This window comes from Verrucosispora sp. WMMD1129 (assembly GCF_029581255.1).
Lineage (GTDB): Bacteria > Actinomycetota > Actinomycetes > Mycobacteriales > Micromonosporaceae > Micromonospora > Micromonospora sediminimaris.
This window is the reverse complement of sequence record NZ_CP120741.1, coordinates 511,717-524,952: the sequence shown is the minus strand read 5'-3', so window position 1 is coordinate 524,952 and position 13,236 is coordinate 511,717. Positions and strand designations below refer to the sequence as shown.

Genomic DNA, 13,236 nt, shown 5'->3' with positions numbered 1-13,236 from the left:
CCGACTCGGTGATGGGCCGTCACCGAGCGCGCCAGTAGGCCAGCGCCGCCACCTGCTCCTTGCCGACGCCCAGCCCGCGCCGCAGGTGTCTGACGATGCTGCGGGTGCTGGCCGCCTCGCAGGCCACCCAGTACAGGCCGTCCTCCTGGGCGGCGTTCAGGGCGGCGGTGACGGTGTCCACCAGGTGTTGACCCTCGTCGCGACGCGGCACCCACACCACCTCGTCGTGTGGCCGGGTACGCAGCGGCAGGTTCCGCTCGCCATCATGGGCGTACTCGAGCCAGATGCTCGCCGACACCGGCCCGGCGGCGTCGAGCAGGCTGTTGACCGCGGGTAGGGACGCCGCGTCGCCGACCAGGTAGAGCCGGCCGGGCACCGGTTCGGGGAGCGTGAAGGAGCTGCCCTGCACGGTCGCCTCGATGGTGTCTCCGGGCCGAGCCGTCGTGGCCCAGCGTGCCGCGCAGCCGTCGTGCAGGGCGAACACGAGTTGGAAGCGCCCGCTGTCCGCGTCCGGGTCGACAAGGGTGTACGCCCGCTGGTGGGGTCGGCCCTCGTTGTCGAACCACAGCCGGATCCACATGGTGGGGTGCACACCGCAGGTACGCAGCAGGTCGCCCCCGTCGACGAGCAGCCGCTGGTAGCGGTCTCCGACGGGTTCGTTCTCCAGGACGGTCAGCTCAAAGTTCCGGCCCCCGAACGCCTTGAGTACGAGGGCTTCCCAGTTGCGTTTCACTCGGTTCTCCACTGTGGATGCGGTTCGGGCGACGAGGAGCCTGCCGACCCTCGATGGCACGTCCCTGGTCGAAGCCGGGCGACTGCCGACGGGCGCGCGTGGGCGTCGGGCTCAGGGCCGAGCGGCAAGTGGCAGTGCCCGCACCAGCATCCGGTGCGAGCGCCAGCCGGGAAACGGCACGAGGTCGCCGACGTGGTCGAACCCGGTTCGTTGCAGCGCGTGCCACACCCGGGTGTTGGTCTCGGCGACGGCGAGTGACACCCGCTCCTCGCGCCGTCGGGCCAGCAACTCGACAGTCATCCGGAATCCGAGCCGGTGGCGGCGGTACTCGGGCAGCACGAACGCCTCGCAGACCGCGAAGGTGCGGCCCGGCCACTCGATCGCCAGGTCGGGATCCTTGGCGGAGGTCAGGTCACGCCACCAGAGGGTCTCCGGTGGTAGCGGACAACCCATGACCGTCCCCACGAGCCGGCCGTCGACGTACCCGAGCGCCGCCTCGAAACCGGGGGCCTCGGCGGTCCGCCGCAGGCGTTCCTCCACCGTCGGCACGGTGTGGTCGACCAGGTGCAGGTCGGCGGCGTGCACGCGGCGGTAGACCTCGGCCAGCGCCGGGATGTCGACCTGGTCGGTGGTGACGACGGCGCTGTCCAGACCGTCGATCGCCTCGGACACAGCGGGCGACGACATGTGAACCCTCCCCGAACTTTGGTTAGGCATACCTAACCAGCCGGTCGGCGTTCGGGCAAGTCTCCGTCTCGTGGCGCGGTGCGCGCGTCGGTCACGGCTGTCTGGAATCGTCTCGTGGCGTCCGTCCCCAGGGGCGGGTGGGTTGCAGCACGGCATCGCTCAGTGCCTCCCGCCGCAGGTGGGCGATCCGCTGGTACGCCGGATCGGCGATCATCTGACTGAACGCCCGGCGGGTTGGATAGCGCACCAGCAGGACCGCGTCCCACTGCTGATCCGCCGCGGCGATGAGGGCGTCGTCACCGTCGCCGGCGTAGACGACCTCGACTCCGTAGTGCGGCGCGACGGTCGTGGCGAAAGCCTTCGCGTACTGCTGGTACCGCGCGCGGCCGCCGTCGGCGAACCGCAGCAGATTGAGCATGACCACAGGTTCGTCAGGTCCGTCGGCGAGAAACCCGGTGGGAAGCTTGCCGTGTGGATCCGCCGTCATCGTTGCCTCCGATCTCGGGACTGGAAGCAGTATTCCGGCATCGAGGTCAGGCTCGTCAACGAAAAGGCGGTGGGATTTTGCACTCACGGTGCACGTTTCTGGCCGGCGGGCGTCAGCCGGCTCTCCGCAGGTCGGCCAGGAGCGCCTCGACCCGGGTACGGATCTCGTCACGGATCGGGCGTACCGCCGCCACGCCCTTGCCGGCCGGGTCGTCGAGCTTCCAATCCTCGTAGCGCTTGCCGGGAAACACGGGGCAGGCGTCACCGCAACCCATGGTGACGATGACGTCGGAGGACTCCGCAGTCGCGTACTCAAGGAGCTTGGGGGTCTGGTCGGTGATGTCGATGCCCACCTCGCGCATGGCCGCGACGGCTGCCGGGTTGATCGTCTCGGCGGGCGCGGAGCCGGCGGAGCGGACCTCGACGGTGTCGCCGGCGAGGTGGCGTAGCCAGCCGGCGGCCATCTGCGAGCGGCCGGCATTGTGTACGCAGACGAACAGGATGCTTGGCTTGTCGGTCACGAGGTGCCTTTCTGCGGTACGGGGGTCGTGGCTGGCGGTCGGTCGTGCGTGGAGGTCATGGGTGTCGGCTCGCGGTCGCCTGGTCGTCGGCCGGCACGACCACCAGGTCGGCGGCGGCACCGGCGTCCGGGTAGAGGGCCGCCAGTAGGCCGACACCGACGGCGAGACCGACGACCTGTGCCACCACGAAGCCTGGTACGGAGGCCGGGGCGATGCCGGCGAAGGTGTCGGTGAACGCCCGGCCGACCGTGACGGCGGGGTTGGCGAACGACGTGGACGAGGTGAACCAGTAGGCGGCTCCGATGTAGGCGCCCACGGCGGCCGGCGCCACGGTGGCGCGGCCGGACCGGGCCAACGCGAAGATCAGCAGGACCAGGCCGGCGGTGGCGACGACCTCACCGAGCCACAGGTTGCCACCGCTGCGGTCCCGGCCGGAGAAGCTGACCGCGCTCAGGTCGAACATCAGGTTGGCCAGCACCGACCCGGCGATGGCCCCGGTCACCTGTGCCGCGACGTAGCCGGCGAGCTCCCGGGGGGAGAGCCCGGTGCCCGAGCGGCGGCCGAGCAGCCAGTCGGCGGCGGAGACGACCGGGTTGAAATGAGCGCCGGAGACCGGCCCGAACATCAGGATCAGTACGCCGAGGGCGAAGGCCGTGGCGATCGAGTTCTGCAGCAGTTGCAGGCCGACGTCGTCCGGGGAGAGGTCGGCGGCCATGATGCCGGAGCCGACCACGGCGGTGACCAGCAGGGCGGTGCCGGTGAACTCGGCCAGCAGGCGCCGCGGGAGTGCGATGGTCATCGGTTGTGCTTCTCCTCGATGGCTATGGGGTGGGAACGTTCAACTCGTCGAGGAGCCGCCGTACCCGCCGTTCGATCTCGTCGCGGATCGGCCGGACATCGTCGACGTCGAGGCCGGCAGGGTCGGCAAGGTCCCAGTTCTCATAGCGGGTCCCCGGGAAGACCGGGCAGGCGTCACCGCAGCCCATGGTGATCACTACGTCGGCGGCGCGGACCACCTCGTCGGTCCAGGGCTTGGGAAACTCGTCCGAGATGTCGATACCGCGTTCGGTCATGGCCGCCACGGCGGCGGGATTGATCTCGGTGCCCGGTTCGCTGCCACCGGACCAGGCCACGGCCCGATCGCCGGCCAGGTGGGTGAGAAACCCGAGGGCCATCTGCGAGCGGCCGGCGTTGTGGGTGCACAGGAACAGGACGACGGGCCGGCCGTCACGGTGAAGGCCTTCGACGCGGGCCAGTGCCTGTAGCCGCTGGCGGGCGAAGCGTTCGGCGAGCAGGGGCAGGTAGTGGGGGATCCGACCGTCGACGGCGAACTGGTCGTAGCTGCTGTGCAGGAAACGTTCGATCGTCTCGCTGCCGTACGTGCCGTGGAACTCTTCGGCGAGGCGGGTTGCGGCCGTACGCAGGGCCAGACGTTGATCGACCGAGAGGTCTGGTCGGGGACTGCGGGTGAGGTGGGTCATCGTGGGTCTCCGGGTAGGACGGCGGGAGCGAGCCGGGCGACCCGGTCGGCGAGGTCGGCGTAGGCGGATTCGAACGCCTCGTCGGTGTCCACCCGGACCGGGTCGGGCACCGACCAGTGCAGCCGGGGGCGTAGCTGGTCGGTCAGTCCCTCGTGGGCGTTGTCGCAGACGGCGATGACGAGGTCGTCGCTGCGCACGACGTCGGCGACGTGGGCGGTGCCGGTGGGGTCGAGGTCGAGGTGGTGGCGGTGGGCCACGGCGACCGCGCGGGGGTGGACCCGGGCCGCCGGTTGGGTGCCGGCCGAGGCGGCGGCGCCGCGGGTGCGGTGTCGCCACAGCGCGGCGGCGAGCTGCGAGCGGGCCGAGTTGTGAGTGCAGACGAAGACCACCCGACCGACCCCGGTCAGCCGGGGGGTGGCGAGGGCGGCGAGCGCTTCGGGGCGCAACTGGAGGTAGGTGCGCCGTCGGTCGCCCTCGGAGCGGACCTTCACCACCAGGTCGGCCTGGGTGAGGACCTTGACGTGATGGGCGACCAGGTTGGTCGGCATGTCGAGCCGGTTGGCGATCTCGCCGGGCGAGGCGTCACCGAGGGTGAGCGCGTCCACGATCGCCAGGCGCGCCGGGTCACCGAGTGCGGCATGGGTGCGCGCTCGCGCCGCCAACGAAGAAAGCTCAACCTCCATAGACTCAACTATTGCTGACTAATTCTCGTCCGTCAAGCTCGCGCCCCCGGCGTCCGCAGTTCCTCGGACCGATGTGACTCAGCAGCAGTTCGTCAGATAGGAGCGCAGGTCCGACAGGGCGGTCAGGGCACCCTCTGGGTCGGCTCGGTACAGCACGGTCTTGCCGTCGCGACGTGACCTGACGATCCCGCCGCGTCGCAGTAGCGTCAGTTGCTGCGACGCGGTGGCCTGGCTGACGCCGACCCGCTCGGCCACTTCCCCTACCGAGAGTTCCGCGCCGGCGGAGAAGAGCATCATCATCCGCTGTCGGGTCGGGCTGCCGAGGGCCTTCAGGAAGTCCTGGGTCTGCGGTGCGAGGTGCCAATCGGTTCCGTCGGTGACCGGCGTCCCGGGGGATGTGTCGGCGGCGCTGTCGCTCATCGTTCCACCTTTCCCTCAACCAGTCATTTTGTCATTCAACGAAATGACGATATGGTCGCGGCGTGCGCCCCTCCAGCGACCCTCTCGTCGTCATCGGTGCAGGCCAGTCCGGCCTCGCCGCCGCCCGCGCCGCTCTCACCGCCGGTCTGCGACCGATCGTGCTGCACGCTGGTGCCGAGCCGGTGGGGTCCTGGCCGGACTACTACGACAGCCTCACCCTCTTCTCTCCCGCCCGCTACAGTTCCCTGCCCGGCCTGCCCTTCGGTGGTGACCCTGACCGTTACCCTCACCGGGACGAGGTGGTCGCCTACCTCCGACGCTGCGCGCGGGTGCTGGACGCCGAGATCCGCAACCAGACCCGGGTCGTCGCGGTACACGGCCGTGCTGACGGGGGATACCTCGTCCGAACCGGCACCGGCGACGAAATACCCGCCGCCGGTGTCATCGCCGCTACCGGTTCCTTCGGCAGACCGCACCTGCCCAGCTTGCCCGGCCAAGCCGACTACGCGGGAGACCTACGCCATGTCGCCCACTACCGCCGGCCACAGGCGTACGCGGGTAGGCGGGTCGTGGTGGTGGGCGCTGGAAACTCCGCCGTCCAGGTCGCCTACGAACTGGCCATGCACGCCCGGACCACGCTGGCTACCCGAGAGCCCGTCCGCTTCCTGCCGCAGCGGATCCGGGGTCGCGACCTGCACCACTGGCTACATGTCACCGGCGCGGACCGCCTTCCACGGTCCGCCGTCACCCGGCTGATCCGGCACGCCGCCGTGCTGGACACCGGCCGCTACCGCGACGCCCTCGCCTCTGGTGCGCTGCCCCGGCACGAGATGTTCACCGCCTTCACCCCCGACGGTGTGTGCTGGCGCGACGGCACGACCGAAAAGGTCGATGCTGTCATCTTCGCCACGGGCTACCGCCCGGACCTCGACTACCTCAGTCCGCTCGGGGTGGACCGCAACGCGCCCCGGCAGGTCGGTGGAGTGTCGACGACCCATGCCGGCCTTGCCTACCTTGGCCTGGAGTTCCAGCGCTCCTTCGCCTCGAACACGTTGCGCGGTGTCGGACGCGATGCGGCACACGTCATGAACGCGGTCGTCGCGCAGTTACGCGGGGAAAGTAGTCGGCCAGCGGCTCGCCCGCCCGATGCAGGTCGGTGACCACCTGCCGGCACGCCCGGACCAGGTCCGCGTCTGCGTAGCGGTCCGCGCCGACGAGTACGCCGTCGACGTCGTAACACACCTCGTAGAGCGTCTCGTCGGCCACCGCGACGAGTTCCGGCAGCGGCTCGCTGACTTCCAGTGGCGCGACCTGTGGTGGCCCGACGATCCGGACATCGGTGCCGCACTCCGCCCTGATCCGCAGCACGTGCAGGTTCCACCGCACGTACTCGCTCAGCGGCGGCTCCACCACCCGAACCCAGTGCAGCCTGATCGCGTGCCGGGCCATCCGCCGGTGCTCGGCGGCTATCTGCTGCCGGTCGGCCTGGAGCAGCCGCATCGACTCCGGCCAGTCGCCCCGGGCGAACGCCTCCCACACCCCGTAGCCCGGCTCCTGAAAGTGCTGTCGTCGTTCCAGCTTCCAGATGTGCGCGCCGTCGACGGCCCAGAACCGCTCCCAGAAGTCCGCCAGGTACTCCTCCCGCGCCAGCCGCCTCCCGGTCGCCTGATCGAGCAGATCCCGCACGGCCTCACCTCTCTGTCTCGATACCGTTACCTTCCCGGGTGCCGCCGGCTCGGCGCGACCGGAATCGCGTCGAGCCGGCGGTCCGTCGGCATCAGCCGGACGGGTTGCTGCTCAGCGCGGTCGTCTCGATCTTGTCGAGCTTGCGGATCTCGATCTTGTCGAGCTTGCCGGCCTGCGGCTTGTCGGCCTTGCGGCCGTCCGTCTTCTCCATGCGGTTCACCTCCTTCCGGTTTGCCGCCGATGGCGGCTGATCCCCCGTCGGACCCGGTGCCCGTGGCGATGCCACCAGGCACGGGTCCAAAGGACGACAAAGACGACGCTGATGGCAGCTACCGCGCCCGCGTCGAACAGGTCGCCGGCCGAGCCGCCGACCAGCACGGCGCCGATGGCCGAGGTCAGTACGGTGACCGCCACCGGGAGGGTGACCAGAACCGCCACCGCCAGGCAGGCGACCGTCCCACCGACCAGCACGACGGCGTACGCCCGCACGGCCAGGCGCTCCCGTGCCGTGAGTCGCCGGCTCGGGTCCTCGCCCGGGTCGGCTGCCCGCCGGAACCGGCGCACCGGCCGTGCCGCCAGGTGTCGCAGATAGGCCGAGCCGTCGGCGTACAGGTTGGCGCAGCCGGTCACGTCCTGGAGCACGAAGTAGATGTCGGTACGCATGAACACGAGGAACTGCACCGGGACGAGACCGAGCGAGAGCAGGCCCACCGCCGCGAGCAGGCCATCGGCTGGACCCGCGACACCGGTGGCCCGCGCCAGCACCGTTCCGGCGTAGATCACCAGATTCGTCGCGATACCGGCGAGGTAGACGGCCAGGCGGTCGCGGCGGGGCGCCGCCCACACGCCGCTGACATCGGTCTGCGCGACCAGGAACTGCAACCGGGTACCGAAGCTGATTCGACCGGGTGCCCCGGCCGCGCGGGCGGTGACCAGGTGCGCCAACTCGTGCAGACCGATAAGCGTCCAGACGATCCCGAAATTGCCGAGCAGGATCAGCCCGCCGCTGTCGCTCCAGAGCAGATCCTGGTGGCGTGGCGCCAGCACGGGCTCGCGTCCGATCGCCACCGCGGCGGCGAGTACCACCGCACCCGCGATCAGCGGGACCACCGGATGCAGCAGCCAGCGGACGTGCCGTTGACGCAGCCACGGCAACATCGGTCTGGGTACCGGCGCCGTCGGCAGCGGTCGACCGTCGATCTCCGCGACAAAACCGAGGGCGACCAGGTCGGAGACGAATTCGGCGACGTCCACGTCGGCGCCGCTCTCCTCCCGCAGCGTGGTTCGCACCTCGCCGACGGTGGTGTGCGGCAGCAGCGTGATGGCCCGGTGCCCGATCGGCGGAAGTCGGACGAACGACCCGGTGTCGACCCGGCCGACGACCCAGGAGTTGCCCTCGGCACGCAAATGGAGCCGGTGCAGCCGGACCCGACTGCGGTCGGCGATCGGCTTCGTCTCGGACACCTGCGGCGCGGACGTGCCTGCCCCCGGCATGGCGCGTCCGCTCACCCCGGGGGCGGTCATGCCGGCGTCCCGCAGGCGGCGCAGTCCGGTCGGCGTGGGTCGTCGCGGACGAAGGTCGCGTCGGGGGCCAGGAGGTTGACCGCGTCGACCCGCCCCGCCGGCAGCGCCGGTACGCCGGTGATCAACGCCATGGCATGGTGTGCCGCCAGGTGACCCGAGATTCCCGCCGTTGGTGCGGCAACCGCGTTCGCGACCGCCGCGTTGCGCCGTACCGTGTCGGCGTGTCGGACACCGATCGCGTGGTGCTGCTCGGCGTCGGCCCACCGGACGCACTCCCAGCACGGTCCGGTGCCCGGCACGTACCGTCCGACCTGCACCAGCGGGCCGTGGTAGCCGGCGTCCACCCAGGGGGTGCCGGTGGCCAGGCAGGCGCGGTTGGTCCATCGCCGCAGCGCCGGTGGCCGGTCGGCGGCCAGCACCAGGACGTCGCATTCCGCGGCGAGGGCCGCCACCTGCTCGGTGCCGTTGACCCGCTGCCGGAGCCCGGTGACCTCGACCGTCGAGTTCAACTGCCGAAGCCGGTCCACCGCCGCATCGACCTTGGCCCGACCGATGTCCTGCTCGGCGTAGAGCAGTTGGCGGTTCAGGTTCGACAGTTCGACCACGTCCGGGTCGACGCAGCGGAGCCGGCCGACACCGCTGGCCGCCAGCGCCATGGCCGCGATCCCGCCGGTGCCACCGAGCCCGATCACGGTGACGGTCGCGCGGCTCAGGGCGACCTGCGGCTCCCAGGTGCTGTCCCGGGGGACGAGGTCCATCCAGCGGAAGTACGCCCGACTGCGGTCGAAACGCTGCCGATCGCGCGCACTGAGCTCGGGCGGGTCGGGCGCGTCGGTCTCCTCGACGTATCCGGAGTCGACGAAGAGTTGCAGGGCGGCGCGGATGTCGGTGCTCGGTTGGTCGGCATGCGCCGTCTGCACGTGGCGCACGATCTCCGCCACGCTGCGGCTGCCGTCCATGCTCTCCAGCAGGCACCAGATGGCACCGCTGGGATCCGCCACCTCGGCGGCGATGCCGTACGTCGGGCCGCCGATCCGGATCCGGCCGTCGGCGATCCGGTAGGGCGCGTGCTCAGGTTTGACGCGTGGACGCCTCATGGCCTCTCCCCGTGTGCCACGTCGGCTGACAACGTCCTGCCCGCCCAGCCTGTCGAGGGCCGGTGCGCCTGTCAATCTGTTTAGGACCGTCCGGCCGGTGCGGCCGGCCGGTGGGTCGGCCATGACGGTCGCGGTGGCGCAGCCGGGACCGGACGGTCAGCGCAGCCGACCGCGCCGGCCGAACCAGTCCCGCGAAGACCGGGTGTTCAGGGCCACCGCCACCCAGGCGAACAGGCCCAGGCCGACGATCGTGATCGCGCCGAAGAGTCCCAGCGAGGCGGCGGCCAGCAGACCCGCCACGGCGTACGCAGGGTACGGCGCCCAGCGGCGGCGGGCCGCCAGGCTGACCGCGACCAGGGCGCACGCGGTGGCCATCACGGCGAAGAAGGCGACGGCGCCGAGGGAGCCTTTCGCGGCCAGCGACCGGTGCACCGTCGCGAGCGCGAACAGCAGTGCCAGCAGTGCGAACGCGAGCACGGTGACCCGGACCGGGGTTGGCGTCGTGGGAGGCCGGAGCATGTCCCCGTAGCCGCCGCCGGGTGCGCGTACGACCATAGAGACAACGATGGGTGTCGACGCCTGCCTGAGCGTGCCACTGTCGGCAACGCGACAGCGGACGTGGGCGGCCTAAGCTTCGCCCATGGCGAGGTACTTCGACGTGCACCCGGACAACCCGCAACCGCGCACCATCGGTCAGGTGGTCGAGATCGTTCGCGGGGACGGGTTGATCGCCTACCCCACGGATTCCTGCTTCGCCCTGGGCTGCCAGCTGGGCAACAAGGACGGCATGGACCGGATCCGGGAGATCCGCCACCTCGACAGCGGCCACCACTTCACGTTGGTGTGCCGCGACTTCGCTCAGCTCGGGCAGTTCGTGCAGTTGGACAATGCGGTGTTCCGGGCGGTGAAGGCGGCCACCCCCGGCAGCTACACCTTCATCCTGCCCGCCACGAAGGAGGTGCCCCGGCGGCTGTGGCACCCCCGCAAGAAGACCGTCGGAGTACGCATTCCCGCGCATCCGGTCACCCGCGCGCTGCTGGACGCGCTCGGCGAGCCGTTGCTGTCCAGCACCCTGCTGTTGCCCGACGACGAGGAACCGATGACCCAGGGCTGGGAGATCAAGGAACGCCTCGACCACGCCGTCGACGCGGTGGTCGACGCGGGTGACTGCGGTACCGAACCGACGACGGTGGTGGACTTCTCCGACGGTGAGCCCGAGATCGTCCGGGTGGGCGCCGGCGACCCGGCCCGCTTCACCTGACCTTCCGGCAGGTCCGCCGGGCTACGTCGGTGGTGGCCAGACGATTTGCTGGCCGCCACGCCCCCGTACCCCGTGGCGGCCGTCACCCCGCCTGATCCCAACACGTCTTTCTGACCCGCCAGCGAAGTCCAAACGATTCCGTACGGGGTGTCACGGGATCGATTGTTATCGTCGCAACTCGTGGGTGTCATGAAGGCTGCCGTGTCCAACGGGCCACCCGACCCGGGCACGGCCCACAGCCTCGACGAACTGATCGGCTGCCTACGGGCGCTCAAGCTCTGGGCCGGTGATCCCTCGTACGAGACGATCACCCGGCGGGTGAACGAGCGGTGGCGGGCCGACGGTCGCCCCGCCGATGAGATGGCTCGCCGAGGCACCGTCGTGGACTGCTTCAAGACCGGGCGGCGGCGGATCAACGCCGATCTGATGCTCGCCGTCGTACAGGCACTGCACGACGAGACGGGTTACCTCGCGCACTGGCGACAGGCGCTGCGGGTCAGTCTCGCTGAGACGACCGCGGCCGCCCAGGTACGGGTGCTCGACCGGCTGCCCGACGACGCGGGGGCCTTCACAGGCCGTCAGGCGGAGCTGACCCGGCTCCGGGAGTTGGCCGTGCTGACCGCCGAACCCGGCCCGGCTGGGCGCGGCGCGGAGGTCTGCGTGCTCGCCGGCATGGCCGGGGTCGGCAAGACCCACCTCGCGGTACGCGCCGGCCAGTTGCTTGTCGACGAGGGGCACTTCGACACGACGCTCTTCGTCGACCTGCGCGGCTACCACCCGGATCCGGGGCAGCCACCGGCCGAGCCGGGCGCGGTGCTGGACGGCTTCCTGCGCCTGCTGGGCATGTCCGGCCACGAGATCCCGTTCGGCCTGGCGGAGCGCGCGGCGGCGTTCGCCGAGCGGCTCCCGGGTCGGCGGGTGCTGGTCGTGCTCGACAACGCGGCCGGCGCGGAGCAGGTTCGTCCGCTCCTGGCGCGCTCGGCCGGAACCCTGACGCTGATCACCTCCCGGCGCCGGCTCGCCGACCTGGACGAGGCGGTGCATCTCGACCTCGACCTGTTCACGCCGGAGGAGGCGGAGCGGCTGCTGGTCCGGTCGCACCCCGGCGTAGCGGTGGGCAGCGATCCGTCGGCGCACCAGCGTGTCGCGTTGCGGTGCGGGTACCTGCCGTTGGCGCTGAGTGTGGTCGTCGGTCAGATGGCCTCGCGGCCCGGGTGGACGGTCACCGACCACGCCGACCGGCTGGACGAGCGGCACCGGCACCGCCGGCTCGACAGCGGGGTGGAGTTGGCGCTGCACCTGTCGTACCAGCACCTGCCGGACCGGCGGCAGACGCTGCTGCGGCGAATGGCCGCGCAGCCCGGCGCGGATCTGGACGAGCACGGTGCCGCGGCCCTGCTGGACACCGATCCGGCCACCGCCGCAGCCGACCTGCGTCATCTCGCCGCCGAATACCTGGTCCAGCAGCCCGTCGTCGGGCGGTACGCGTTGCACGACCTCGTCCGCGCATACGCGGGGGAGCGCGGCCGGGAGGAGGACCGGCCGGCGGATCGTCGGGCAGCCCTGACCCGTCTGCTCGACCACTACCTGTACAGCGCGGCGGCGGCGATGGAAGCGCTGTATCCGGCCGAGCGTCACCGTCGACCGCCACTGCCTCAGCCACCCCCGGCCGTCCCGGTGCTCGACAAGGCCAGGACCGCGTTGCGCTGGCTGGACGCGGAGCGTGCCACCCTCGTGGCGGTCTGCGTGCACGCGGCCCGCAACGGCTGGCCGCAGCACGCCGTGTGGCTCGCCGGCACCCTGTACGTCTATCTCGACAACGGTGGTTATCCGGCCGATGCGATCACCGTGCACACCGAGGCCGAGCACGCGGCGCGGCTGCTCGGGGACACCGTCGCCGAGGCCACCGCGCTGACGAATCTGGGTGTGGTGTGTTGGCAGTTGGGCCGCTATCCGGAGGGGATCGGGCATCTGGAACGCGCACTGCCGTTGTTCCGCGCGGCCGGTGACGGTCGCGGGGAGGCCCGGGTGCTGGGCAACCTCGGTGTGGTGCACAGCGCGGCCGGGTACTGGGAGCGCGCCGGTGGGTACCACGAGTTGGCGCTCGACCGCTTCGTCCAGATCGGCGACCGGGTCGGTGAGGCGAACACCCTGACGAACCTGGGTGCCGTCCACGAACGGTTGGGCCGCCCCGGTACCGCGGTCGACCAGAACGGCCGGGCCCTGGCGATCTTTCGTGAGCTGCGGCATCTCGGCGGCGAGGCGACCGCGCTGAACAACCTCGGTGACGCCTACGTCGCGCTGGGCAGGTTCGCGGACGCCGTCGAGTGTTACGAACCGGCCCTCGCCCTCTTCCGCGACATCGGGGAACGGTACGGCGAGGCGTGCGTGCTCAACGGGCTGGGGCGGGCGCTGACCGGGCAGGGCGCACGCGACGAGGCGGTCGCGCGGCATGTCGAGGCGTTGGCCCTGGCGACTGAGATCGACAGACCCGAGGAACAGGCCCGCGCCCGTAGCGCGCTCGCCCGGCTGGGCGCGCCGGCCGAGGGGTAGACCGAGCAGCTTTCGTTTGCTCCAGGCGAAAGTTCGGCTGGTGGGTTGGAAACTATCGACGTCGCTTGGGACGACAGCTACGCTCCCAGGCAACAGCCGTCGAT

Annotated in this window: 15 protein-coding genes; 3 read left to right on the top strand and 12 right to left on the bottom strand. The window is 71.0% G+C overall.

Features of this window, described 5'->3' with window-relative positions; translation table 11 throughout:
• Window positions 1–19: 19 nt before the first annotated feature.
• The 8 genes from O7624_RS02400 to O7624_RS02365 all read right to left on the bottom strand — a co-directional run bounded on the left by O7624_RS02400 (window position 20) and on the right by O7624_RS02365 (window position 5,011).
• On the bottom strand, window positions 20–733 hold the full coding sequence (locus O7624_RS02400; protein ID WP_282238727.1) for a siderophore-interacting protein: 714 nt from the start codon (window positions 731–733) through the stop codon (window positions 20–22).
• A gap of 111 nt (window positions 734–844) precedes the next feature.
• Window positions 845–1,420: a GNAT family N-acetyltransferase gene (locus tag O7624_RS02395; protein ID WP_282238726.1), complete on the bottom strand. Its 576-nt coding sequence runs from the start codon at window positions 1,418–1,420 to the stop codon at window positions 845–847.
• Window positions 1,421–1,511: 91 nt separating this feature from the next.
• Window positions 1,512–1,907: a DUF1330 domain-containing protein gene (locus O7624_RS02390; RefSeq protein WP_282238725.1), complete on the bottom strand. Its 396-nt coding sequence runs from the start codon at window positions 1,905–1,907 to the stop codon at window positions 1,512–1,514.
• A gap of 112 nt (window positions 1,908–2,019) precedes the next feature.
• Window positions 2,020–2,427: an arsenate reductase ArsC gene (locus O7624_RS02385; protein ID WP_282238724.1), complete on the bottom strand. Its 408-nt coding sequence runs from the start codon at window positions 2,425–2,427 to the stop codon at window positions 2,020–2,022.
• A gap of 55 nt (window positions 2,428–2,482) precedes the next feature.
• Window positions 2,483–3,226, bottom strand: a complete 744-nt coding sequence (locus tag O7624_RS02380) for an MIP/aquaporin family protein (protein WP_282238723.1) — start codon at window positions 3,224–3,226, stop codon at window positions 2,483–2,485.
• A gap of 22 nt (window positions 3,227–3,248) precedes the next feature.
• On the bottom strand, window positions 3,249–3,908 hold the full coding sequence (locus O7624_RS02375; RefSeq protein WP_348774974.1) for an arsenate reductase ArsC: 660 nt from the start codon (window positions 3,906–3,908) through the stop codon (window positions 3,249–3,251).
• Window positions 3,905–4,591 carry a helix-turn-helix domain-containing protein gene (locus tag O7624_RS02370; protein WP_282238722.1) on the bottom strand — a complete coding sequence of 229 codons (687 nt, stop codon included), beginning with the start codon at window positions 4,589–4,591 and terminating at the stop codon, window positions 3,905–3,907. Before O7624_RS02370 ends, O7624_RS02375 begins: the two co-directional genes overlap by 4 nt.
• A 78-nt stretch (window positions 4,592–4,669) precedes the next feature.
• Complete coding sequence (locus O7624_RS02365; RefSeq protein WP_282238721.1) at window positions 4,670–5,011, bottom strand: metalloregulator ArsR/SmtB family transcription factor; 342 nt, start codon at window positions 5,009–5,011, stop codon at window positions 4,670–4,672.
• A gap of 62 nt (window positions 5,012–5,073) precedes the next feature.
• On the opposite strand from O7624_RS02365, the gene O7624_RS02360 reads away from it, so the two are divergent.
• Entirely contained in the window at window positions 5,074–6,171 is a 1,098-nt protein-coding gene (locus O7624_RS02360) for an NAD(P)/FAD-dependent oxidoreductase (protein WP_282238720.1), read from the top strand.
• Here O7624_RS02360 and O7624_RS02355 read toward each other — a convergent pair.
• The 4 genes from O7624_RS02355 to O7624_RS02340 form a co-directional block, all read right to left on the bottom strand.
• A complete protein-coding gene (locus O7624_RS02355; RefSeq protein WP_282238719.1) occupies window positions 6,095–6,697 on the bottom strand; it encodes a DUF6879 family protein in 603 nt (200 codons plus the stop codon). The two genes, O7624_RS02360 and O7624_RS02355, sit on opposite strands and share 77 nt — an antisense overlap.
• Window positions 6,698–6,913: 216 nt before the next feature.
• Complete coding sequence (locus tag O7624_RS02350; RefSeq protein WP_282238718.1) at window positions 6,914–8,221, bottom strand: hypothetical protein; 1,308 nt, start codon at window positions 8,219–8,221, stop codon at window positions 6,914–6,916.
• A complete protein-coding gene (locus tag O7624_RS02345) occupies window positions 8,218–9,318 on the bottom strand; it encodes a ThiF family adenylyltransferase (RefSeq protein ID WP_282238717.1) in 1,101 nt (366 codons plus the stop codon). The genes O7624_RS02350 and O7624_RS02345 overlap by 4 nt, the downstream gene beginning before the upstream one ends.
• A gap of 156 nt (window positions 9,319–9,474) precedes the next feature.
• Entirely contained in the window at window positions 9,475–9,873 is a 399-nt protein-coding gene (locus tag O7624_RS02340) for a hypothetical protein (RefSeq protein ID WP_282238716.1), read from the bottom strand.
• Between the two features lie 85 nt (window positions 9,874–9,958).
• Here O7624_RS02340 and O7624_RS02335 point away from each other — a divergent pair, with 85 nt between their 5' ends.
• Together O7624_RS02335 and O7624_RS02330 are read left to right on the top strand one after the other, a co-directional pair.
• The gene (locus tag O7624_RS02335) at window positions 9,959–10,579 is read left to right on the top strand and encodes an L-threonylcarbamoyladenylate synthase (protein WP_282238715.1); all 621 of its coding nucleotides are present in this window, start codon (window positions 9,959–9,961) and stop codon (window positions 10,577–10,579) included.
• A gap of 189 nt (window positions 10,580–10,768) precedes the next feature.
• A complete protein-coding gene (locus O7624_RS02330) occupies window positions 10,769–13,132 on the top strand; it encodes a tetratricopeptide repeat protein (RefSeq protein ID WP_282240519.1) in 2,364 nt (787 codons plus the stop codon).
• Window positions 13,133–13,236 lie beyond the last annotated feature (104 nt).

Excerpts from the sequence above, each read along its gene's own strand:
- O7624_RS02350 (WP_282238718.1), bottom strand. The coding sequence starts at position 8,221 with ATGACCGCCCCCGGGGTGAGCGGACGCGCCATGCCGGGGGCAGGCACG.
- O7624_RS02335 (WP_282238715.1), top strand. The coding sequence starts at position 9,959 with ATGGCGAGGTACTTCGACGTGCACCCGGACAACCCGCAACCGCGCACC.
- O7624_RS02345 (WP_282238717.1), bottom strand. The coding sequence starts at position 9,318 with ATGAGGCGTCCACGCGTCAAACCTGAGCACGCGCCCTACCGGATCGCC.
- O7624_RS02365 (WP_282238721.1), bottom strand. The coding sequence starts at position 5,011 with ATGAGCGACAGCGCCGCCGACACATCCCCCGGGACGCCGGTCACCGAC.
- O7624_RS02375 (WP_348774974.1), bottom strand. The coding sequence starts at position 3,908 with ATGACCCACCTCACCCGCAGTCCCCGACCAGACCTCTCGGTCGATCAA.
- O7624_RS02390 (WP_282238725.1), bottom strand. The coding sequence starts at position 1,907 with ATGACGGCGGATCCACACGGCAAGCTTCCCACCGGGTTTCTCGCCGAC.
- O7624_RS02395 (WP_282238726.1), bottom strand. The coding sequence starts at position 1,420 with ATGTCGTCGCCCGCTGTGTCCGAGGCGATCGACGGTCTGGACAGCGCC.
- O7624_RS02380 (WP_282238723.1), bottom strand. The coding sequence starts at position 3,226 with ATGACCATCGCACTCCCGCGGCGCCTGCTGGCCGAGTTCACCGGCACC.
- O7624_RS02330 (WP_282240519.1), top strand. The coding sequence starts at position 10,769 with ATGAAGGCTGCCGTGTCCAACGGGCCACCCGACCCGGGCACGGCCCAC.
- O7624_RS02370 (WP_282238722.1), bottom strand. The coding sequence starts at position 4,591 with ATGGAGGTTGAGCTTTCTTCGTTGGCGGCGCGAGCGCGCACCCATGCC.
- O7624_RS02340 (WP_282238716.1), bottom strand. The coding sequence starts at position 9,873 with ATGGTCGTACGCGCACCCGGCGGCGGCTACGGGGACATGCTCCGGCCT.